Origin of the sequence: Posidoniimonas polymericola, assembly GCF_007859935.1 — a bacterium.
In the GTDB taxonomy this organism is placed as follows: Bacteria; Planctomycetota; Planctomycetia; order Pirellulales; family Lacipirellulaceae; genus Posidoniimonas; species Posidoniimonas polymericola.
In genome coordinates this window covers 356,365-377,092 of record NZ_SJPO01000001.1, presented here as the reverse complement: position 1 = coordinate 377,092, position 20,728 = coordinate 356,365, and the positions used below count along the sequence as shown (strand labels likewise).

The window sequence follows — 20,728 nt, the reverse complement described above, 5'->3', positions numbered from 1 at the left end:
CTCGCCCCGCTGCTCCCGATGGCCAACCGCCACAACCACTACGAGGCCGCCTTCGAGGCGTACCTCCGCGCCGAGCGGATCGCCTACGTCGCGGTCGACGAGCAGCGCCGCGCGCTGGCCGAGGACGCGTCGCTCAAGAGCGTGGACTTCCTGGTCACCCCGTCGGCCTCGGCTGAGGGAACCGGGACCTCGTGGCTGGTCGACGTCAAAGGCCGACGCTTCCCGGCCGGGGTCAAGCAGCGGCAGTACTGGAAGAACTGGACCACCCGCGACGACCTCGACTCGCTCACCCGCTGGCGGGCCCGGTTCGGCGCCGGCTTCGACGCGCTGCTGGTGTTCGCCTACCACCTGACCGCCGAGGCGTCGCCGGTGCCGGTCGAGCAGGTGCTGCACTACCGCGGCGCCGCGTACGCGTTTGTTGGCGTGCCGCTCGACCGCTACGTCCGGGCCGCCCGGCCGTTGTCGGAAAAATGGCAGACGCTGGCGATGCCGGCGGCCGAGTTCCGCCAGGCCGCGCGGGGCGTCGGCGAGTTGTTCTTCGCCGAGCCCGCCGCGGCTCGTTAATCCGTTCGTGTTATAGCTTCTTCAACGCCGCCAGCACGTCGCGCGGCTCGGCCCGCTTGGCGTAGTCGGCGTCGAGGAACGCGTAGCGGATCACGCCGTCGGCATCAATCACGTAGGTCGCCGCCAGCGGCAGCTCGAACGCCTGGTCGCCGTTGTACTCGGCCAGCTTCAACCGGTCGCGGTAGACCGGCAGGATCACGTCCGGCAGCTTGAACACAATGCCGAGCTTCTTGGCGAGCGCGTTGTGCTTGTCCGACAACACCAAGAAGCTGAGGTCGTGCTTGGCGACCGTCTCGCCGACCTTCTCGGGCAGCTCCGGCGCGACCGCCACGACACGCGCTCCGGCGCCCTCGAGCGCCGCGACCGACTTCTGCAGGTTCTGCAGCTGCAGGTTGCAGTACGGGCACCAGCCGCCGCGATAGAAGGTCAGCACCACCGGCCCTTCGGCCCACAGCGAGCTGAACTCGACCTTGTCGCCCTCGGAGTCATAGAGCGTCGCGTCGGGCGCGGGGTCGCCGACGTTGGCCGCCTTGCCCTCAATGCCGGTGTCGCGGACCTCGGCGATCCCCTGAGCGAACATTCGCAGCATTTCGGGCGGCACCCGATCGGCAGCGCCCTGGCTCATCTTCTCCAGCTCGGGCTTCAGCAGCGGCGGCTCCTCACCGAAGGCGTTGGCGGCGGCGAACAAACACGTGACGATCAGCAGCTTCTGGGCGAGGCACTTCATGGCGGGGACCCCTGGTTGGAATTGGTCAGGGCGCGGCCGGCAGCCACGCGTGTGCTCATTCTACGCGACCCAGCCGGGGCGTTGGTGTGCCAGCTTACTCAGTCGCTGAATTGGCTTTCTGGGGGTTCGGCTCGGCCGCCGGGCGGCACGCGATCCGGATCACCCACGCAATCAGGCCGGCGTTCATCAGCAGCAGCAGCACGAACAGCCACCAGCCCCCCACGCCCGCGGCCTCGGCGTGCTGGTCGTAGTACGCGGTGATGTCGATCGCCGAAAGCCGCCTCAGCTCACGCAGCACCGTCACGCCGAGCGCCGCCAGCACCGCGGCCGCCGAGAGCCCCGCCAGCAGGCCGGCAGTCAGCTCACGCACCCGCCAGGCGAGCGTCCACACGGCCGCCTGCCCGGCCCCACCGAGCAGGCCAAGCGTGAGGTAGGGCCAACCACGCGAAACAATCTGCGACCGCGCAGCGGCCGGGATCTGCAGGAAGTACACCACGCCGGCGACTGCCGAGGCGGCGAGCGCCACGAGAGCCAACCGCACCAGCGACGCCCGGGCGGCCGGGACCTGCCAGGCGAGGATCATCGCCAGCATCGGAAACGCCCCGACCCACCACAACGCCAGCCGCGCGGGCAGCTCCCAGTCGCCGTAGAACCAGCCCCCCTGGGTGTACTGCTCGATCCAGACTTCCTGCCCCCGCGTGCTGAGCAGGTGGTTCTCGGTCCAGCTCCACGCGACGAAACCAAAGCAGCAGAAGATGCCGACCGACACCAGCATCCGCACCGCCGCCGGCCGGGCGACAAACCGCTTCGACTTCTGCAGGTACAGCAGGTAGAACGCCACGATCAAGATCGGCAGGATCGCCATCCAGCGGTGCAGCAGCAGCAGGTTGGCCGTGTAGAACGGCTCCTTGTACAGCACCTGCAGGAACAACAACGGCGCCACGCCGGCGGTGATCGCGATGCTGAGCGCAAACGGCATCCAGTCCCGCAGCCCGGCCGCGATCGCCCGGTGCGGCTCGCTCACCTGGCCTCGGGCGGTCTCCCAAACGCCGAGCAACGCCAGGTAGCTCGACCCCGCCAGCACGTAGTTCATCGGCACAACGTGCAGCAGCAGCGTGCCGAGGTACAGCACCAAGTAAAAGGCAGTGGGTGTCGGTTGGTCGAAGGGAAACATGGGGTGGGTAGGGGGTGGTTGTCAGTTGTCAGTTGTCAGTTGTCAGTTGTCAGTTGTCAGTTGTCAGTTGTCAGTTGGCAGTTGGCAGTTGGCAGTTGGCAGTTGGCAGGTGGCAGGTGGCAGTTGGCAGTTGGCAGTTGGCAGGTGTCAGTTGGCAGTTGGCAGTTGGCAGTTGGCAGTTGGCAGTTGGCAGTTGGCAGTTGGCAGTTGGCAGGTGGCAGTTGGCAGTTGGCAGGTGACTCAGAGCAATGCCGCGAAGCAGCGCGTACCATCCCTCTCCCCGGCAGGGGGAGAGGCTAGGAGAGGGGGCCTAAAAAACAGCGGAGCGAAGCTCCTCAATTCCTCCGCCGAGTTTTGTCCCGACCACGGCTCCCACTCCGCCGGAATACGACTTTCTAAACGGCCACAGGGGACAAAACTCTGCGGTCGGATATCTGCTACGGGCAACGCCACGGAGCAGCACGCTCGCCCCACCGGGGGTTTTGTCCCAGCCATGCCTTTCGTTTCCGCTGATTTTCTACTTTTCCAACCGCCGAAGGGGACAAAACTCATTGCTTGAACGTCGACCCACAGCAGTGCCGCGAAGCGGCGCGCAACAATGCCTCTCCCCCAAAAGGGGAGAGGTTAGGAGAGGGGGCCCAATAAACTAGCGGAGCGCAGCTCCTCCTCCTTATGCTTCCAGGGTCACAACTAATCGGAAGGATCCAAGCTCCGCCATCTTGCCGAGGCCTCCTCCCCTAGCCCCTCACCCTTGGGGGAGGGGGATTGTGATTGAGCGCCGCCCTCGAAAAACCGCTATCGCCTTCTCGTGCCTTCTCGTGCCGATCCCAACCACCAACAAAGAACCTTCCGAGCCCTCTATTGGACCGCGCCATACGGCAGTTTTCCTCCCTAAAACCTCAACTTTTCAGTCTCCGTTGGGTTCGGTTTTCGCGCCCAACGGCTTGCTCTCGGCAACCTCAATCCCGGGCTCGACCCCGACCTCGTCCAGGTGGCGTTGGATCTGCTCGATCACCGCCGCGTCGTCGCTGTTGGCCCACTCGGCGGGCTGCTCGGCGTGGCCCCAGCGGAGCCACTGCACCAGCGCCTCGAGCTCCTGGGCCGTGCCGGCAAAGGGCGGCATGAACGCCTTGGTCCGCTGCAGCTGGGCGATGTTGAGCCGCAGCTGATCGTCGGTCCAGCCGTTGGTCAGGTGGGCCAGGCCGTTGGCGCCGTCCCACGTGTGGCAGACGCCGCACTGCACGCGGAACACGTGCGCGCCGAGGGCGACCTGCTCCGGGAGCTCTTGGTCGCCGAGCAGCGGGTACGGGTCGCCCGTGGTGCAGCCGACGCGGCGGAGCTCGGCGACCTCGTCCTGCGAGATCGAGTTCGAGTAGAGCGTGCCGTGCACGGTGTACGGCTTGCGGATCCCCTCGCGGACAAACTCGGCGCCGGCGGTGGCGCCGAAGCCGAGGGCGATCAGCAGCGCGGCGGTCGCCCCGTTGACGGTGATGCTCGGCTTGAACATCACCACCACGGCGTAGGCGCCGATCAACGCCGACGCGCCGACGCCGATCCCGAGGAACATCGTCATCGCGATGCTCCCCCCTAGCGCCCAGCTCCGCGACTCGGGGTGCACGGCCGCCAGGAACCAGAAGCCCAAGAGCGGCATCGCCGCCATCGGCACGAGGAACCGGAACGACGCGTGCACCAGCGTCCGCCGCTCGTCGGCGTCGAAACGCGGGCTGAGGTTCACCACCAGGCACGCCACCAGCGCGGCGGTCGCCATCGAGCTGAGGGTGCGGAAGATGGTCGACGGCCAGAACGTTGGGTTGAAGAACCCGGCCCACACGTTGTGGCTCTCGTGCCAGCCGCCGGGCGTCAGCTGCCACGACAAAATGCCGTTGATCCAGAACAGGCTCATCCACGCCGCCAGCGAGTACAGCAGCAGCAGCGTCAGCCGGCTCCGCGGGTCGAGCGACGGCCCGCGGCGGTAGAACGCGTACCCCGCGGCGACCTCCAGGCTGAAGAAGGTCCACTCGATCGCCCACATCCAGTGGAACTGGTCGACCATCAGCCCGATCGTGCGGGGGCTGATCTGGATGGTGGTGAACCACATCGCCACACCGGTCACGGCGCCGGTCACAAACGACACCAGCACCAGCACGCGGAACAGGCCGTCGATAAACCGGGTGTAGAGCTCGCCGTCAGCCCGTTCCTTCCGCATCGAGCGCCACTGGAACCAGCTCATCAGCAGCCCGCCGCCGATCGCGAACTGCGCCAGGTAGACGTGGAAGATCCCCAGCCCGCCGATAATCATCCCCTTCATCACGGGGCCGAAGTCGTTGACCGGGTAGTAGAACATCCGCGTAGGCTCGGGGGGATTGGATTGGTGGTCCGGTGGCGTGGAGCGACGATCGCCGCCTGCTCGTGTGAGGTGAGACAGGCCAATCTTGCTTCTAGCATCGGGCGGCGGACGGCCCGAGGCAACCACCCGCGACAATCTGTCGCCGGAGTAGCGTGAGCCGGGCTCGCCCGAGCTGGGACTAGCAAGAGCCGGCGCCGTCAGGCGCCGGAGGATTCCGCCGGCAGCCTCGGCCGTAGCGCTGCTCCGACGGCTTACGCCGCCGGCTCCCCGGTTTTGGCCCTCGGGACCCCGCCCCACCGGCAAAAACCTGCACTTTCTCCGGGGCGCGGCGTAAGATAGGCTAGGCCGCCGATTGAGCTCTTCACCCAGCCCCGCCTCTCCAAGAATCCTAGCTAGCATACGCCTGTGGGCATTTACGACCGCGACTACGAACGACAGCCCCAATGGCGTGACAGCTACGGCGGCGGGGGCGGCCTCCAGCTCCGTTTCCCGATCACCGCGGTCAACCAAATCGTCGTGGTGACGCTGGCGGCGTACTTTATCGAGATCTTGTTCAACGGGCCGCGCAACCCACAGACCGGCGTGATCCCGAACCCGGCGATCGACGCCCTCGCGCTCCAGCCCCTCGGCTGGTTGCAGGCCCCGTGGCGCGTGTACGAAATTGCAACCTACGCCCTCGCGCACAGCCAGTACGACCTGTTCCATGTGCTGGGCAACATGTTTGGCGTGTGGATGTTCGGCCGGGAGCTCGAGGGGCGTTTCGGCTACAAAGAGTTCCTGGCCTACTACCTCGGCGCCGTGCTGGCGGGCGGCCTAGCGATTGTCGCCTGGGACTTCGCCACACAGTCGCCCAGTTCGACGATTGGCGCCTCGGCGGGCACGGTCGCGGTCGTCGTGCTGTTCGCCTTGCTGTACCCGCACCGCACCGTGCTGCTGATGTTCGTGTTCCCGATTCCGATGTGGGTGCTCGGAGCCTTTATCGTCGGGAACGACCTGATGCGGGCGTTTGGCGAGAACCGCGAAATGGTCTCGTTCCAGGGGCACCTCGGCGGCGCCGCGTTCGCCGCGGCGTACCACTTCCAGCACTGGCGGCTGGCGGGCTGGCTGCCGGGCGAGCTGAGCCTGCCGTCGCTCAAGCGGCGACCGAAGCTCCGCGTGCACTCCGAACCCGACGACGACTCCGACGCCGCGATGGACAAGCTCGAGGTCGAGGTCGACCGGATCCTCAAGAAGATCAGCGACCACGGCGCCGACAGCCTGACCGCCAAGGAAAAGCGGCTGATGGAGCGGGCCAGCCGCGAATTCAAGGGACGGCGCCGCTTGTGATTGGCGCCCCAGGCGTCAGAATAACGGCATGAGCCTCCCCTCCCCCATCGCGGTCAGCGGCGCCACCGGACTGGTCGGCGCCGCGTTGTGCCAATCGCTCGAGCAGCAGGGCGTCGAAGTCCGCCGGCTGGTCCGCAGCCGGCCGGCCGCCGATTCGGCCGACATCTACTGGAAACCGGCCGACGGCGAGATCGACCGCGACAAGCTGGCCGGCGTCCAGGCGGTAGTCCACCTGGCGGGCGAGCCGATTGCCTCGGGCCGCTGGAGCCCCGCAAAGAAGCAGGCGATCGCCGCCAGCCGCATCGAGGGGACGCGGCTGCTGGCGACTACGCTGGCGGGGCTCGAACCCCGCCCCGGCGTGCTGGTGAGCGCGTCGGCGGTCGGCTTCTACGGCGACCGCGGGTCGCACCCGGTCGACGAGAACAGCCCGCCCGGCCGCGGCTTCTTGGCCGAGACCTGCGTCGCCTGGGAGTCCGAGACCCGGCCCGCCTGGGAGGCCGGCATCCGCGTCGTGCAGACCCGCACCGGCGTGGTGCTGAGCCCCAAGGGGGGCGCGTTGGCGATGATGCTCACCCCGTTCAAGCTCGGCCTGGGCGGCGTCTTGGGCGACGGCCGGCAGTACATGAGCTGGATTACGCTGGCCGACATGGTCGCCGCAATCGAGCACTGCCTGGCGAACGAGGGGGTCGCCGGCGCGGTGAACGCGGTCTCGCCCCACCCGGTGACCAACCGCGAGTTCACCAAGACCCTGGGCCGCGTGCTCGGCCGGCCGACCGTGATGCGGGTCCCGGCGTTCGCGCTCCGCGCCGCGGTCGGCGAGATGGCCGACGAGGCGCTGCTGGCCGGCGCCGCGGTGCAGCCGACCCGCCTGCTCGAGACCGGCTACCGGTTCCAAGACCCCGCGCTCGACCCGGCGCTCCGCCGGGTGCTCGGCGAGTAAAGCTCTCGCCTAACGCTCGTCTTTCTGGATATCACGGGCCGTCGGGTAACCGTTGCCGACCACCGCAGGTCGTGGCGTCCCCCCGCTGGGTGGGCTAGACTGTCCCGCAGTTCCATCCGCCTACCACGGAGCACGGAAAACCCACGATGCGCCGCTTCTCGCTTGCCGCCCTCTTGTCCCTGCTCCTGCTGCCGCTCGGGTGCAGCGACCCCAAGAACGAGTTCCAGGCGCCTCCGCCGCCGGAGGTGACCGTCGCCTCGCCCGAACAGGCCCGGGTCGCCGACCTGCTGGAGGTCACTGGCGAGACCGTCCCTTACAAGCGGGTCGAGATCCGCGCGCGGGTTGAGGGCTACCTGCAGGAGGCCAGCTTCACCGAGGGAGCAATGGTCGAAGAGGGCGATCAGCTGTTCGTCATTGACCCCGCGCCGTTCCAGGCCGCGGTAGACGCGGCCAAGGCGGCCGAGGAAGTCGCCAACGCCCGCAAGCGGAGCGCCGAGGCCGTCATCAAGCAGGCCCAGGCCAAGGCCGCCAACGACCAGGCGCAGTACAACCGCGCTGCCCGCGCCGCCCAGAGCGGCGGCGTGACCCAGGCCGAGCTGGACGAGCTCCGCACGAAGTACCAGAACTCGGTCGCCGAGATCGACGTCGCGCAGGCGTCGATCGAGTCGGCCGCGTCGGAGATCACGGCCGCCCAGGCCACGGTCCGCCAGGAGGAGCTCGACCTCGGCTACACCAAGATCACCTCGCCCATCAAGGGCCGCGTCGGCAAGGAGCAGGTCGACATCGGCAACCTGGTCGGGGCGGGCGAGTCGACCCTGCTGACCAACGTGATCCAGTACGACCCGATCTATGTGACGTTCACGATCAACGAGGCCGAGCTACGCCGGTTCCAGAAGGCCGCGCAGGAGCGGGGCGACGCCCCGGGCCCCAAGACCCGCGACAACAACGACCGCAAGATCCTGATCGGGTTGGCCGACGAGGAGGGCTACCCGCACGAGGGCTCGTTCGACTACGCCGACCTGGCCGTGGACCGCGCGACCGGCACGTACCTGGTGCGGGCCGTGTTCCCAAACCCGGACCTGACCATCGTGCCGGGCTCGTTCGTGCGGGTCGCGATCCCGCGCGAGGAACAGGAGGCTCTGCTGCTGCCCGACGCGGCGCTCGGCCGCGACCAGAACGGCCCCTACGCCACGGTGGTCGGAGCCGACAACAAGGTCGAGCGGCGGACGATCGTCACGGCCGGCCTGTCCAACGGCAAGCGGGTCATCAAGTCGGGGCTGAAACCCGACGACCGCGTGGTGGTCAACGGCCTGCAGCGCGCCCGGCCCGGGTCGACCGTCCGGCCAACCGAGGCGAGCCCCCCCGTGTCGGGCAGTGAAGCCGCGGGGCAGCCCGACGCCGCGACGCAGTAGCGGCCTGGCGCCGCGGATGTCACCGAACCCACGCTTCCTGCTCCCCTGGCCCTGCTCCCCTGGCTGATATGTCCCGCTTCTTTATCCACCGGCCGATCTTCGCCAGCGTCATCTCGATCGTGATCGTGCTGGCGGGCGCGGTCGCCCAGCGGGGGCTGCCGATCTCGAAGTTCCCGGAGATCTCGCCCCCCACCGTGCAGGTGAGCTGCAGCTACCCCGGCGCCAGCGCGAAGGTTGTCGCCGAGACGGTCGCCGCGCCGATCGAGCAGGAGGTCAACGGCGTCGAGGACATGCTGTACCTGTCGTCGGTCAGCGCCGACGACGGCTCGTACAAGCTGACCGTGACGTTCGCCATCGGCGTCGACCTCGACATGGCGACCGTGCTGGTGCAGAACCGCGTCGCGGTCGCCGAGCCGAAGCTCCCCGAGGACGTCCGCCGCCAGGGCATCACCACCAAGAAGCAGTCGACGCAGATCCTGCAGTTCATTGCGCTCACCTCGCCCGACAAGTCGGTCAGCGCGCTGGACCTGTCGAACTACGCCACCCGCTTCATCCGCGACGAGCTCAGCCGCATCGACGGCGTCGGGTCGGTCGAGGTGATGGGCGCCGACGAGTACAGCATGCGGGTCTGGCTCGACCCGCACAAGCTGAAGGCCCGCGAGCTGACCACCGAGGACGTGCTGAACGCCATCCGCGAGCAGAATGTGCAGGTCGCCGCCGGGCGGATCGGCGAGCCGCCCGCGCCCGAGGGCACCGCCTTCCAGTACGCCGTGAACACGCTCGGCCGGCTGAAGGACGTCGAGCAGTTCGAGAACATCATCATCAAGACCGCCGACGGCGTGCGGTTCACCCGGGTGCGGGACGTCGCGCGGGTGGAGCTCGGCTCGCGGAGCTACGGCATCGACTCCAAGTTCAACGGCGACCCGTCAACCAACATCGCCATCTACCAACTGCCCGGCGCCAACGCGCTGGAGATCGCCGCCGGCGTCCACAAAGCGATGGAGCGACTCTCCGAGGACTTCCCCGCCGGCATCGCCTACGACATCCCATTCGACACCACCAAGTTCGTCGAGGCGTCGATCGAGGAGGTCTACTCCACGCTGTTCGTGGCGGTGCTGCTGGTGGTGCTGGTGATCTTTATCTTCCTGCAGGACTGGCGGGCGACCCTGATCCCGTGCGCGGCGATCCCGGTCGCGCTGATTGGCACGTTCGGCGTGATGGCCGCCATCGGCTTCTCCATCAACATGCTGACGCTGTTCGGCGTGGTGCTGGCGATCGGCATCGTCGTGGACGACTCGATCGTGGTGGTGGAGAACACGGCCCGCTGGATCGACGAGGGACTGTCGTCCAAGGAGGCCGCGGTCCGCGCGATGGACGAGATGACCGGCCCGGTGATCGCCACCACGCTGGTGCTGCTGGCGGTGTTCGTGCCGACCGCGTTCATGGGGGGCATCACCGGGCAGCTCTACAAGCAGTTCGCGCTGACCATCTCGGCCGCGGTGGTGATCAGCACGCTCAACGCCCTGACGCTCAGCCCGGCGCTGTGCGGCATCCTGCTGCGGCCCTCGGGCGAGGTCCGCAACCCGCTGTTCCGCGCCTTCAACGCGGTGTTCGACCGCGTCACGAGCGTCTACAAGGCGGTGATCGGCGGCAGCGTCCGTGTGGTCCCGCTGACGCTGCTGGTGTTCGGCGTGCTGGTGGCGGCCACCGCCGTGGGCTTTGGGCGGCTGCCGACCGGGTTCATGCCGACCGAGGACCAGGGCTACGCGTTCGCCAACATCCAGCTGCCCGACTCGGCCTCGCTCGAGCGGACCGTTGAGGTGATGGACCGCGTCGACGCCGTGCTGAAGCGGACGCCCGGCGTCCGCGACCGCGTGCTGATTTCCGGCTTCTCCATCCTATCGGGCAGCCGGGCTTCGAACTCCGGCATGGCCGCCATCGTGTTCGAGCCGTGGGCCGACCGCGAGACCAAGGAGAAGACTCAGGACGCGATTGTCGGGAACCTGCGGCGGGAGTTCGCGCAGATCAAGGAGGCGTTCGCCATCGCGTTTGTCCCCCCGCCGATCGACGGCCTGGGCAACGCCACCGGATTCCAGATGCAGCTGGTCGACCGGCAGGACGTCGGGCTCGAGGAGCTGCAGAACGCCGCCAGCGAGATGATCGCCGCGGGCAACGGCCAGAACCGGCTCACCGCTCTCAACACCACCTTCCGCGCCGGCGTGCCGCAGCTGTTCGCCGACGTCGACCGCGACAAGGTGAAGTCGCAGAACATCCCGCTCAGCAGCGTGTTCGGTACGCTCCAGGCGTACCTCGGCTCGGCCTACGTGAACGATTTCAACCGCTTCGGCCGCACCTACCAGGTCCGCGTGCAGGCCGACCAGCGGTTCCGCGCCAGCCCCGAGGACATCGCCTACCTGGACGTCCGCAACGCCGCGGGCGAGATGGCGCCGCTCGGCTCGCTGGTCACCGTCAGCCAGACGCTCGGGCCGCAGCTCATCTCCCGGTACAACCTGTACCCCACCGCCCAGATCAACGGCGAGCCGGCGCCGGGCGTCAGCTCGGGCCAGGCGCTCGACCTGATGGAGCAGATGGCCGACCAGACGCTGCCGCCCGGCGTGGGCTACTTCTGGTCCGGCATGTCGTTCCAGGAGAAGCAGTCGTCGGGCGAGCAGTACCTGATCTTCCTGCTGGCGGTGGTGTTTGTGTTCCTGGTGCTCGCAGCGCAGTACGAGAGCTGGGTGCAGCCCGCCGCGGTGATCGCCGTGGTGCCGCTCGCCGCGCTCGGCGTGGTGGTGATGCTGATGGCCCGCGGCATGGACAACAACACCTACACGCAGATCGGCGTGGTGCTGCTGGTAGCGCTCGCCAGCAAGAACGCGATCCTGATCGTCGAGTTCGCCGCCGAGCAGCGTAAGAAGGGGATGAGCATCCGCGAGGCGGCGATCTCCGCGTCGCAGCTCCGCTTCCGGGCGATCCTGATGACCGCCTTCAGCTCGATCCTGGGCTTCCTGCCGCTGCTGATCTCCAGCGGCGCCGGCGCCGCCAGCCGCCAGGCGGTCGGCAACGCCGTGGTCGGCGGCATGATCGCCGCGACCGCGTCGTCGCTGCTGTTTGTGCCCACGTTCTTCGTCGTGTTCCGCGGCCTGGGCGAGTGGGCCGGTCGCAAGCCGAAAGACAAGTCGGCGTAGCACGGCTCTCGGGCGCCGGAGGCCTCCGCGAGGCCCCGACGCGGCTCACGCGGCGACCTCAGACCTAGGTTCTACAACAATCCAGCAATGCCGTTCACGGAGATCAGCCCGTCCGGCGCCATCCGGCCGGCGATCGCCAGCCCGTAGCGGTCGAACAGCTGCTGGCTGGTGAGCCCGACGTACTCGGCCGGGATGTGGTCGGCGGCGGCCGGGAACGGGACCGCGTCCGGATCCTGCACTGAGAAGTACAGCCGCCGATTGCTGTAGGCGCCAAAGTTTAGCACGACCGTGGTGTCGTTAAACAAGTAGTCGAACGCCGGCGCGTACTCTTCGTTGTGGAACCACATCGTGATGTTCGCGGTCAGGCTGATCGGGTAGTCAGCCGGGTGAAGGAACACCGGGTCGCCGGTGATCAGCACCGACCTGCCCGGTTTGATCGCGCTGCCGACAAGAATATTCGAGATGTTATTAAACAGGCCGCCGTTCACCACCGATTGGCCGGCGGACGCCATCCAGATGCCGCGGGCGTAGCCCTCAACACGCAGGTTGTCGTAGGTGATGCTTTCCGTGACACGGTTGCCGCCAACCCCGGTGTGCGCGTTGTAGGCGTCGTCGGCGATTACCGTGATGTCTTTTAGTATCACCCGAGCGCTGTACGGCAGCCGCACTCCCTCGAGGGTGTTCCAGAAGGTCGAGTCGCTCACCAAGCTTGTCGCGTCGTGCTCGGAGAAGCGGAGGTGGTAGCGGATCTTGAGCCCGGCGCCCGATGCGTAACCCACGTTGCGGGAGAACTCCTTGATCGGGACGAAGCGGACGTCGATCGTTTCGTCGCCGCCGGCCAGCGAGGGGTCGTCGAGGTTTGCGGAGAGGAATCGTGTGATGCCGCTGCCTCGCTCGAATCCCCGCGTGTAGTAGATGAAGGCGTGCCCCTGGGCGCCGGCCACCACGTTGTCCGTCACCGCGACGCCGGCGCCCTGCAGCCAGAAGCCGTCGCCGCTGTGACCGAAGTCTTGAACGTTGGCTCGGGCGTTGGGCAGGAGCCCGGTGCCGGTGATCGCCACCGCGATGTTGCCGCGGAAGCTGCCGATCTCGTCCCCTTCTTCCGTGGCGAACGCCGCCCCGTTGACGCCGTACGCGACGTTGTCGCTGATGTCGACATAGCTGCTGTGGTTGACGAAGCCCCAGCCGGGGCTGCCCTCCACAACACTCCCCTGCACCACCGCGGGGGGCGTGTCCGCGACGACGCCGTTGCGGTGGAAGTGCACCGCGTACCGTGCCCGGGGGTTGTCGCCGGTGCCGGGGATCTGATTCCAATTGGCGTCGACCTGCGGGTCGGTGAGCGCCCGCGACTTGTCGGTGCGTCCCAGGTTGTAGAAGCCCGCGTAGTGGACATCGACATCGCGGTTGTGCATGAACATCACATGCCCGCGGCGATCGACTTCCGTCGACTCGGACTCGATGATGATGTTGCGGGACAGGTTCGCCACATGAACCCCAAGCGTGGGCTCGAGGGCGACATGCTCGTAGTCGAGCGCATCGACAAAGACGATGTTGGAAACGATGTACTTGATGACCCGAACCTCGTCCTGCTGACCGTTCAACTCGGTCCCGGCGATGACGATCTTGTCGCCGATCCGCCAGCTCTCCGGGGCGGCGTCGAGGAAGATCCGCGTGGCGCCCTGCTGGAGGGGCTTGTGCGTCTGCTCGAACGAGGTCTTCTGATCGCCGAACATCGTCACGGCCCCGTGGGTGATCAGCCCTCGCCCGATAGAGAACGGGTCGGCGCTGACGTCGATCGGCCCGGGGTCGGTGAACACCAGTCGGGCGCTGGCATCGCCGCTGATGGGGGCCGCCTCCTCGCCAATGACAAGCCGCCCGCTGGCAGACACGACCATCGTTTCCACGCGGAGCTGGGTGTCGACCTCCGTGGCGTACCGCAGCTCGCCATCGACGCGAACGGTGGCCAGGTCGGCTTTGGACACGCCGTCCACGACAAGCTGTGTCCCAAATGGCACCAGCACCCGCGCGCCAGCAGCCGGGACGACGCCGTCCGACCAGACCGTAGGGTCGAACCAGCTGCCGCTGCGGACCGCCATGGTCGTGACGTCCTGGTACCGCACCAGCTGGAACAGCGCCAGGTGCTCCCGCAGCTTGGAGGGGTCGGCCATGTGCGCGGCCATCGACGCGGCCTGCTCGTTCGCCTGCTGATCGACGATCGTGTCGATTGAGTCGATCAGCTCAAACCCCTCCAGCGGCGGCGGCGAGCTGAGCAGTGTGAAGTGGCCGCCGCCCATGTCCATGTGTCCCATGTGGCCCATCTGGGGCGCGCCCAGCGGATTCCAGATCCCGATGTGGCTCGCCAGGACGTACCAGTCCTGGTCCCCCCCGCCGGACATCGAGTCGCTCACCAGGTCGTCGACAACCGTGTGGCCGACGATGATCCGCCCAAGAGAGCCTGGCGTCTCCAAACCGGCGACCCGCGCGTCGTAGCCGTCCGACGAGGTCCACGTCGCGAGCGCCGCGCGGAGCGCGGCGGCGTCGTCCTCGAAGGTGAGCCCGCCGCCGATAAGAATGTCGTCGCCCGCTTCGCCGCGGAGCAGGTCGACCCCTTCGCCGCCGAGCAGGAGGTCCCGCCCCGCGCCGCCCTCCACCTCGTCCTCGCCGGCGCCGCCGACCAGCACGTCTTCGCCGTCGTCGCCGCGGACGGCGTCGTTCCCCTGCTCGCCGAACACGACGTCGTTGCCAGCGCCGCCGTCCAGGTAGTCATCCCCCTCCGCGCCGTACAGCGTGTCGTCGCCGGAAGAGCCGTAGAGGTGGTCGACGCCAACGCCGCCGATTAGGCGGTCGTCGCCGGCCTCGCCGACAAGGGTGTTGGCGCCGGCGCCGCCGCTGAGCGTGTCGTTTCCGTCACCGCCCAAGACCCTGTCGGCGCCATCGCCGGCCTCGACGTAGTCGCCACCGTCGCCACCCTCGATGTAGTCGTCACCCGCCCGGCCATACAGCCGGTCGGCGCCGGGGCCGCCGTAGATGTTGTCATTGCCGTCGCCGCCGACGATCGAGTCGTCGCCGTCGAACCCATACAGGAAGTCGCCTTGGTCGCCGCCGTCAAGGATGTCGTTGCCCTCTTCGCCCAGCAGCGAGTCCACGCCCTGGCCTCCCAGCAGGTAGTCGTTTCCCTGACCGCCCAAGATCCGGTCGTCGCCGTCCTGCCCCTCGGCGTAGTCGTCGCCGTCTCCGCCCTCGAGGTAGTCGTCGCCCGAGCGGCCAAACAAACGGTCATCCCCATCGCCGCCCTCGATTCGGTCGTCGCCGTCGCCCCCGTTGAGAGAGTCGTTGTCGGCTTCTCCGTACAAGAGGTCGGCTCCGCCTTCGCCGAGGATCTGGTCGTCGCCGAGTCCACCAAACATCGAGTCGACGCCCGCGCCGCCTAGCATGTAGTCGGCCCCCGGACCCCCGAGCACGCGGTCGTCGCCATCTCCGGCCTCGACGTAGTCGTCGCCGTCGCCGCCCTCGAGATAGTCGTCGCCCGCACGGCCAAACAGCCGGTCGTCCCCTACGCCGCCGATGATGCGGTCATCGCCATCGCCGCCGTTAAGGGAGTCATTCCCCGCTTCCCCGTAGAGGAAGTCAATGCCGGCGCCGCCCATCATCACGTCGCCAGCGTCCCCGCCGAACATCGCGTCCGAACCGGAACCGCCGTAGAGGAAGTCCACCTCGCCGCCGCCGAGCAGTCGATCGTCACCGGCGTCCCCTTGGAGGAAGTCGGCGCCGTCGTTTCCTTCGATGGTGTCGTCTCCGGCCCGGCCGTACAAGCGGTCGTTCCCCGCGCCGCCGAGCATGAAGTCGTCGCCGCCGCCGCCGTCCAGGGTGTCGTTGCCGTCGGAGCCGTAGAGTGAGTCGTTCTGGTCACCGCCGGAGAGGTAGTCGTCGCCCGCTTCGCCAAGGAGCACGTCGACGCCCCCCTCGCCGAAGAGCAGGTCGTTTCCGTCGCCGCCTTCGAGCCGGTCGTCGCCCGAGCCGCCCTCGATGCGGTCGGCACCCGCTTCGCCGACAAGCTGGTCGTTGCCCGCGTTCCCGTAGAGCCGGTCGCCGCCCTGGCCCCCGCGGAGCAGATCGTCGCCGTCCCCTCCCTCCAGCAGGTCGTTGCCATCGTTCCCGTAGAGCAGATCGTTGCCCTCTCCGCCTGACAGATAGTCGGCGCCATCGCCGCCGATTAGCGAGTCGACGCCTGCGCCGCCTAGCAGGGAGTCGTCCCCCTGACCGCCTTCGAGCCGGTCGTCTCCCGCGCCCCCTTGCAACAGATCGTTCCCGTCTCCGCCGATGAGGTAGTCCTTGACGCTACCGCCCACCAGCGTGTCATCGCCGCCACGTCCGTACGCAATCGACGGCAGGCTGGTGTCGTTGCCGAAGCGGTCGTCGCCCGCGCCGCCGTAGAACACGATCGATTCGATAAGATTCGCGTCGAACAACTTCGTGTCGAGGGAGCTGTCGGTTCCGTACTGAACCTCGATGACGCCGCCCTCGATCGCTGAGACCAGGACCGTGCCGCCCTCGCTGTCGGAGTCGGTGCGGACCACCAGCTCGGGCTTCACCGAACTGAGGTACGGGATATCAGCCGCCAAAAGGCGGCGCGGCTCGAGAGCCTCAATATGCTGACCGCTGTTGCGGCCCCGCGAGTGCGGTGGGGCCGGGCGCCCCTTCGACGCGACCACACCCTGGACAGCCTGCAGGACGCCCGCGCGCACCTGCTCCCAAATCGTATTTGTGTTAGACATTTGCTCCGGGACCGAGAATCATTCGGTCGTTTTGCCCGCTGCCCTGGAAGCCTGTCCCTGCAGCGGTAGCGCGATCGGGTGGTTAAGCTTGGACGTGATGAGAAGACAGAATCCCAGAGGGGTCGTGGTGCGTCCCAACCGCGACCATCACGCAAACGCCTCTTGTTTGCGATCGACTCCTGTTCCTGCCCGTACCGGGATTTAAGCAGGATCCGACGGGCGGCGAAAGTGAAATAGCAGCCCCTAGGTAAGCCTGGCGCCCGATTTCGCCTATCGGACGCCCGCACAGCCCCCGCTTTCCACGCAGAGCGCCACCGACGCCCGAGCCGGAAAACCAACGGAAAATCTCGTAGAAGACCGCCAGCGGTTGCGGGTGGTCTCACCGCGACTTGGCGTTCGCAGCGCGCAGAAATGACGCTGCTCTCGCATCAGATTTCCACGGCAAGTCGCAACCAATAAGCTCCGCACAACGGTGGCAAATGCACGCGATAACCGCACGGCGGCGGCCGGTACGTGGCAATGGCCGTATCGCTGCTGCGCAGCGCAAGAAGGGGATGAGCATCCGCGAGGCGGCGATCTCCGCGTCGCAGCTCCGCTTCCGGGCTATCCTGATGACCGCCTTCAGCTCGATCCTGGGCTTCCTGCCGCTGCTGATCTCCAGCGGCGCCGGCGCCGCCAGCCGCCAGGCGGTCGGCAACGCCGTGGTCGGCGGCATGATCGCCGCGACCGCGTCGTCGCTGCTGTTTGTGCCCACGTTCTTCGTCGTGTTCCGCGGCCTGGGCGAGTGGGCCGGTCGCAAGCCGAAAGACAAGTCGGCGTAGCGCTCAGTTCTTCCTGCGGAAAACCCACTCCCGTGCGCAGACCTCGGCCTCGTCGAGGTGGTTGATGAGGTCGGCGTCGTCCTCGAACTGGAGCCGCGTCGCGACGCGGTACTCCGACTGAACTGTGAACTCATCGGGCTCGAACGGCCACGGCTCGACCGCCAGCGACTCGTCCTCGCGGCGCCACAGGTCGTGCCGCTCGCCCTGAAGCGAGTGGGTGACTTCTATCCGCCGCTGCATCGCGGGGACCTGTTTGCGGACGAGGATGAGCGAGCAACGGTCGCACCACCGCAGCAGCTGGTAGGCGAGTTCTAGTTGGGCCTTCTTCTTGCTGAGCTGACGCAGCACCAGGCGCCGGCGGTCGCGCTCTTCTTCGAGCAGCCGCTGCATCTCGCTGGTGATGCCCTCGTGGCCGCCGTAGAGCTGCTCGGCGTGCCGCGAGATCAGCAGCCCGCACCAGCGGTGGTTGCGGTGGCTCAGCAAGATGCGGCGACGGGTCTCCTCGACGCGGTCCTCCGACGCCATCGAGACCAGCGTGAAGTCCTTCGGTGCGCCGAGGTCAGTCACGTAGTGCCGCCCATCGAACGGCTGCTTGTGGTCGTCGTGCGAGAGGATTGCCTGGAGTGTCTCGGTCCATAGCTCCGGGCGGAACTCGTCTCGAAACCGCGAGGCTATCTGGCCGGCGAGCAGCCCATGCGATCGCTGGAATACGATCTCCCAACCCTCCTCGACGCTCGAGACAATCACGCGTCGGACTCCAGCTCGCTGCCGAGCTTCAACACGTTGTTGGCGTCCTCCACGGTGACGTAGTAGGCCGGGTTTTCCTTGGAGCCGTCGCGGGTGACCTCTTGGCCATCGATCCTGCGCGTCACCTTGCGGTCGAAGCGGCTCTTCACCTCGCCGTGGCCGTATCCGGCGCCCCACTTCCACTTGACCTGCTGACCTTCTCGGTACTTGTTGCTCATCGCATCGGATCCAAAATCTGAGGGTGAGTTGGCGCGGTCTGTTCTGGGTTTTCTCGGTATGCCCGGGGGCTACACCCGACCTGGGTGATCGCCGGTCAGCCAGGCGCACAGCCCAAGGACCGCCGAGGCCGAGATTAGCACCAGCCGCATGCTGTCAGCCGGCTGTGACGCGGCGGTCGGGCCGATAATATTGACGAATGCCATAGCGAACAGAGCGAGCGCCAGAGCGCCCAAGATCGATTGAATCATGGCGAAACTACTCCAGGAATGGGTGTCGAATCCCCGTCAGACGAGGGCAATGCAGGTTGCGTGCCGGTTTGGCTGGCCCTCATAATCGCCGCTGCTGCCCTACATCCAATGCTTCTGAGTGTATGAAGACGAAGTACTCGCTAATTGGCCTCGCGGCGCTGCTGCTGCTGTCCCTCCTGGCGGGCTGGCTGAACCGCAACCAGGTGGCGTTTTCGCTCGACGCCCAACGGCTAACCGTCTGGGAACCGTGGGCCGGCTGGGCGCCCGGCGTTGCGTCGGGCGTGTTCCTAACGGCCATCGCAGGGGTGCTGCTTGGTGGCGTCGCCCGCGGCAAGTCTCGACGGGCCGCGCTACTGCTGCTGATCGTCGGACTAGCTTGGACTGCCGCCGCAGCGGCTACCGGTCCGTTTGTCGCCAACGCCGCCGACCCGCAAGCGATCCAGTTTGGGGAGGGCGTGCTTGGCCAAGGCTACACCCGCCGGTTCACGCTCGGCGATGTCGAACGGATCGAGGTCTACCGCACTCGCCGTCGGCCTGACGGCCGCAAGAAAACGCGTAGGCAGACGACGATTGCCGAGCTGCACCACGCCGACGGCCAGGTCGACTACCTTTCGATGCACCGACCGCTACGGTCCGCGCTGCTCGAGCATGTCCTATCGCAGGCCCGCGAACGCGGGATTGACGTGAACGACCGCCGCGAGGATTGAGCCGCAGTCGCCGGCGCGGCGAATACACAGTCGCCGGCGCGGCGAAGACACAGTCGTCGGGCGCGGCGAAGACACAGTCGTCGGGCGCGGCGAAGACACAGTCGCCGGGCGCGGCGGAGCCGCGAGGCTTCATGCCGCCACCAACCACTAGTCTTCCCCAAACGGCTCCAGGTGCACCAGCACGTCGCGGAGCGACGCGTGCCGCTCGATCAGTGCGTCCTTAACGCGGTGGCCGATCTGGTGGCCCTCGTGCACGGTCATCTGGGGGTCGACCTCGATGTGGATGTCGGCAAAGAACTCCAGCCCGCTCTTACGAACCCACAGCGTGTCGACCCCCATCACGCCCGGCACGTCGAGGGCAGTCTCGCGGATGTCGTCGACCAGTTCGGGGTGGGCCTGCACGTCCATCAGCTCGCTGGCGCTCGAGCGGAACAGGTGCACTCCCGAGGCGACAATCACACACGCCACGATCAGCGACGCCGCCTCGTCCGCCCACATGTAGTCAGCCCCGCCGAGGCGGATCGCGGCCAGCCCGATCAGCACCGCTAGCGCGCACAACGCGTCGGAGCGGTGGTCCCAGGCATTGGCGATGATCGCAGCCGAGCCGGTCCGCCGGCCGACCTGCACCTTGTAGTGGAACAGGCTCTCTTTGATCACGATGTTCGCCCCGGCGATCCACAGCGTCCACATCGGGGGGTAGCCGTGCTGCACGCCAAACCGCCGCAGCGCCTCCCAACCAATCAACGCCGCCGAGACGATCAGCATCAGCGCGACGCTCGACGCGGCGATGCCCTCCGCCCGGGTGTGCCCGTACGGGTGCTCTTCGTCGGGCGGCCGCTGGGCGACCTTCATGGCGAAGAGCACCGCCACGGTCGAGACCACATCACCCAGCGAGTTAACCGAGTCGGCCACCAGCGCGAACGAGTTGCCGATGATCCCGCCGATCAGCTTCACCACGCCCAACAGCAGGTTGACCGCCAGCCCCAGCGTGGCGGCGCGGGTGACGTCGCGGTACAGCTCGGCGGCGGTGTTGTGGTCGGTCACTCGATTCCCTTCGACAGCGTCTCGCGTCCATCCGGCAGCAGGCTGCGCCGAGGGTCGTCCCCGTCGGCGCTAGCGGGGCATAGAAGGTAAACAATTCGTCGAGGGGCGCGTACCGCCTCCAGCAACCCACGGCACATTAGACCAAACGATCGCGAACGTTTCCGCAGCAATATGTCGAACTTGCGTCGGCGGGATCGTGGCGGGTAAGGGGTCCCCCCGAGGCTGAAGGCCTCGCTCACCGTAGCCTAGGGCATCGCCCTAGGTTAGCAGAGCGTTTCGGCCCGTTGGCTGAAGGCCAACCTCAACTCAGCACGATTGAGCTTGGCCTTCAGCCAAGAATGCGTGCTGGCCCTAAACCTAGGGCGATGCCCTAGGCTACGGTGAGATTGGCCGTTGGCCAGTATTTGGGCGGCGGCGACGGATGGGCTGCAACGAGACTCGCTGCAGCCGCGTAGCGGTTCCGCTACACTGCGGGCTCGCTGACATTCT

At 67.3% G+C, this 20,728-nt stretch carries 15 protein-coding genes; 7 read left to right on the top strand and 8 right to left on the bottom strand.

Annotated elements, in window-relative coordinates; translation table 11 throughout:
* Positions 1-18: 18 nt before the first annotated feature.
* Positions 19-564 carry an HYExAFE family protein gene (locus Pla123a_RS01485; RefSeq protein WP_146583749.1) on the top strand — a complete coding sequence of 182 codons (546 nt, stop codon included), beginning with the start codon at positions 19-21 and terminating at the stop codon, positions 562-564.
* Positions 565-574: 10 nt separating this feature from the next.
* Here Pla123a_RS01485 and Pla123a_RS01480 read toward each other — a convergent pair whose 3' ends face one another.
* The 3 genes from Pla123a_RS01480 to Pla123a_RS01465 all read right to left on the bottom strand — a co-directional run bounded on the left by Pla123a_RS01480 (position 575) and on the right by Pla123a_RS01465 (position 4,809).
* Positions 575-1,291: a peroxiredoxin-like family protein gene (locus Pla123a_RS01480; RefSeq protein WP_146583748.1), complete on the bottom strand. Its 717-nt coding sequence runs from the start codon at positions 1,289-1,291 to the stop codon at positions 575-577.
* Positions 1,292-1,385: 94 nt separating this feature from the next.
* Positions 1,386-2,465 carry a hypothetical protein gene (locus Pla123a_RS01475; RefSeq protein WP_146583747.1) on the bottom strand — a complete coding sequence of 360 codons (1,080 nt, stop codon included), beginning with the start codon at positions 2,463-2,465 and terminating at the stop codon, positions 1,386-1,388.
* Positions 2,466-3,372: 907 nt separating this feature from the next.
* On the bottom strand, positions 3,373-4,809 hold the full coding sequence (locus tag Pla123a_RS01465; protein ID WP_146583745.1) for a c-type cytochrome: 1,437 nt from the start codon (positions 4,807-4,809) through the stop codon (positions 3,373-3,375).
* A gap of 408 nt (positions 4,810-5,217) precedes the next feature.
* Here Pla123a_RS01465 and Pla123a_RS01460 point away from each other — a divergent pair, with 408 nt between their 5' ends.
* The 4 genes from Pla123a_RS01460 (at position 5,218) to Pla123a_RS01445 (ending at position 11,678) form a co-directional block, all read left to right on the top strand.
* Entirely contained in the window at positions 5,218-6,138 is a 921-nt protein-coding gene (locus tag Pla123a_RS01460; RefSeq protein ID WP_146583744.1) for a rhomboid family intramembrane serine protease, read from the top strand.
* Positions 6,139-6,166: 28 nt separating this feature from the next.
* On the top strand, positions 6,167-7,078 hold the full coding sequence (locus Pla123a_RS01455; protein WP_146583743.1) for a TIGR01777 family oxidoreductase: 912 nt from the start codon (positions 6,167-6,169) through the stop codon (positions 7,076-7,078).
* Positions 7,079-7,224: 146 nt separating this feature from the next.
* Positions 7,225-8,490: an efflux RND transporter periplasmic adaptor subunit gene (locus Pla123a_RS01450; protein ID WP_146583742.1), complete on the top strand. Its 1,266-nt coding sequence runs from the start codon at positions 7,225-7,227 to the stop codon at positions 8,488-8,490.
* Positions 8,491-8,558: 68 nt separating this feature from the next.
* A complete protein-coding gene (locus Pla123a_RS01445; RefSeq protein ID WP_146583741.1) occupies positions 8,559-11,678 on the top strand; it encodes an efflux RND transporter permease subunit in 3,120 nt (1,039 codons plus the stop codon).
* 71 nt (positions 11,679-11,749) lie between these two features.
* On the opposite strand, the gene Pla123a_RS01440 is transcribed toward Pla123a_RS01445, so the two are convergent.
* Positions 11,750-16,270, bottom strand: coding sequence for a G8 domain-containing protein (locus Pla123a_RS01440; protein ID WP_197527586.1), 4,521 nt, complete (start codon positions 16,268-16,270; stop codon positions 11,750-11,752).
* Positions 16,271-16,932: 662 nt separating this feature from the next.
* On the opposite strand from Pla123a_RS01440, the gene Pla123a_RS01435 reads away from it, so the two are divergent.
* Complete coding sequence (locus Pla123a_RS01435; protein ID WP_146583739.1) at positions 16,933-17,274, top strand: efflux RND transporter permease subunit; 342 nt, start codon at positions 16,933-16,935, stop codon at positions 17,272-17,274.
* A 3-nt stretch (positions 17,275-17,277) separates the two neighbouring features.
* On the opposite strand, the gene Pla123a_RS01430 is transcribed toward Pla123a_RS01435, so the two are convergent.
* The 3 genes from Pla123a_RS01430 to Pla123a_RS01420 form a co-directional block, all read right to left on the bottom strand.
* Positions 17,278-18,021 carry a DUF3891 family protein gene (locus tag Pla123a_RS01430; RefSeq protein WP_146583738.1) on the bottom strand — a complete coding sequence of 248 codons (744 nt, stop codon included), beginning with the start codon at positions 18,019-18,021 and terminating at the stop codon, positions 17,278-17,280.
* Complete coding sequence (locus Pla123a_RS01425; protein WP_146583737.1) at positions 18,018-18,239, bottom strand: hypervirulence associated TUDOR domain-containing protein; 222 nt, start codon at positions 18,237-18,239, stop codon at positions 18,018-18,020. Before Pla123a_RS01425 ends, Pla123a_RS01430 begins: the two co-directional genes overlap by 4 nt.
* 69 nt (positions 18,240-18,308) lie before the next feature.
* Positions 18,309-18,488, bottom strand: coding sequence for a hypothetical protein (locus Pla123a_RS01420; RefSeq protein ID WP_146583736.1), 180 nt, complete (start codon positions 18,486-18,488; stop codon positions 18,309-18,311).
* Between the two features lie 122 nt (positions 18,489-18,610).
* On the opposite strand from Pla123a_RS01420, the gene Pla123a_RS01415 reads away from it, so the two are divergent.
* Positions 18,611-19,195, top strand: a complete 585-nt coding sequence (locus Pla123a_RS01415) for a hypothetical protein (RefSeq protein ID WP_146583735.1) — start codon at positions 18,611-18,613, stop codon at positions 19,193-19,195.
* 147 nt (positions 19,196-19,342) lie between these two features.
* Here Pla123a_RS01415 and Pla123a_RS01410 read toward each other — a convergent pair whose 3' ends face one another.
* Positions 19,343-20,239: a cation diffusion facilitator family transporter gene (locus Pla123a_RS01410; RefSeq protein ID WP_146583734.1), complete on the bottom strand. Its 897-nt coding sequence runs from the start codon at positions 20,237-20,239 to the stop codon at positions 19,343-19,345.
* Positions 20,240-20,728: the final 489 nt, after the last annotated feature.

Excerpts from the sequence above, each read along its gene's own strand:
- Pla123a_RS01415 (WP_146583735.1), top strand. The coding sequence starts at position 18,611 with ATGAAGACGAAGTACTCGCTAATTGGCCTCGCGGCGCTGCTGCTGCTG.
- Pla123a_RS01485 (WP_146583749.1), top strand. The coding sequence starts at position 19 with ATGGCCAACCGCCACAACCACTACGAGGCCGCCTTCGAGGCGTACCTC.
- Pla123a_RS01425 (WP_146583737.1), bottom strand. The coding sequence starts at position 18,239 with ATGAGCAACAAGTACCGAGAAGGTCAGCAGGTCAAGTGGAAGTGGGGC.
- Pla123a_RS01435 (WP_146583739.1), top strand. The coding sequence starts at position 16,933 with ATGCACGCGATAACCGCACGGCGGCGGCCGGTACGTGGCAATGGCCGT.
- Pla123a_RS01420 (WP_146583736.1), bottom strand. The coding sequence starts at position 18,488 with ATGATTCAATCGATCTTGGGCGCTCTGGCGCTCGCTCTGTTCGCTATG.
- Pla123a_RS01455 (WP_146583743.1), top strand. The coding sequence starts at position 6,167 with ATGAGCCTCCCCTCCCCCATCGCGGTCAGCGGCGCCACCGGACTGGTC.
- Pla123a_RS01445 (WP_146583741.1), top strand. The coding sequence starts at position 8,559 with ATGTCCCGCTTCTTTATCCACCGGCCGATCTTCGCCAGCGTCATCTCG.
- Pla123a_RS01465 (WP_146583745.1), bottom strand. The coding sequence starts at position 4,809 with ATGTTCTACTACCCGGTCAACGACTTCGGCCCCGTGATGAAGGGGATG.
- Pla123a_RS01475 (WP_146583747.1), bottom strand. The coding sequence starts at position 2,465 with ATGTTTCCCTTCGACCAACCGACACCCACTGCCTTTTACTTGGTGCTG.
- Pla123a_RS01480 (WP_146583748.1), bottom strand. The coding sequence starts at position 1,291 with ATGAAGTGCCTCGCCCAGAAGCTGCTGATCGTCACGTGTTTGTTCGCC.
- Pla123a_RS01450 (WP_146583742.1), top strand. The coding sequence starts at position 7,225 with ATGCGCCGCTTCTCGCTTGCCGCCCTCTTGTCCCTGCTCCTGCTGCCG.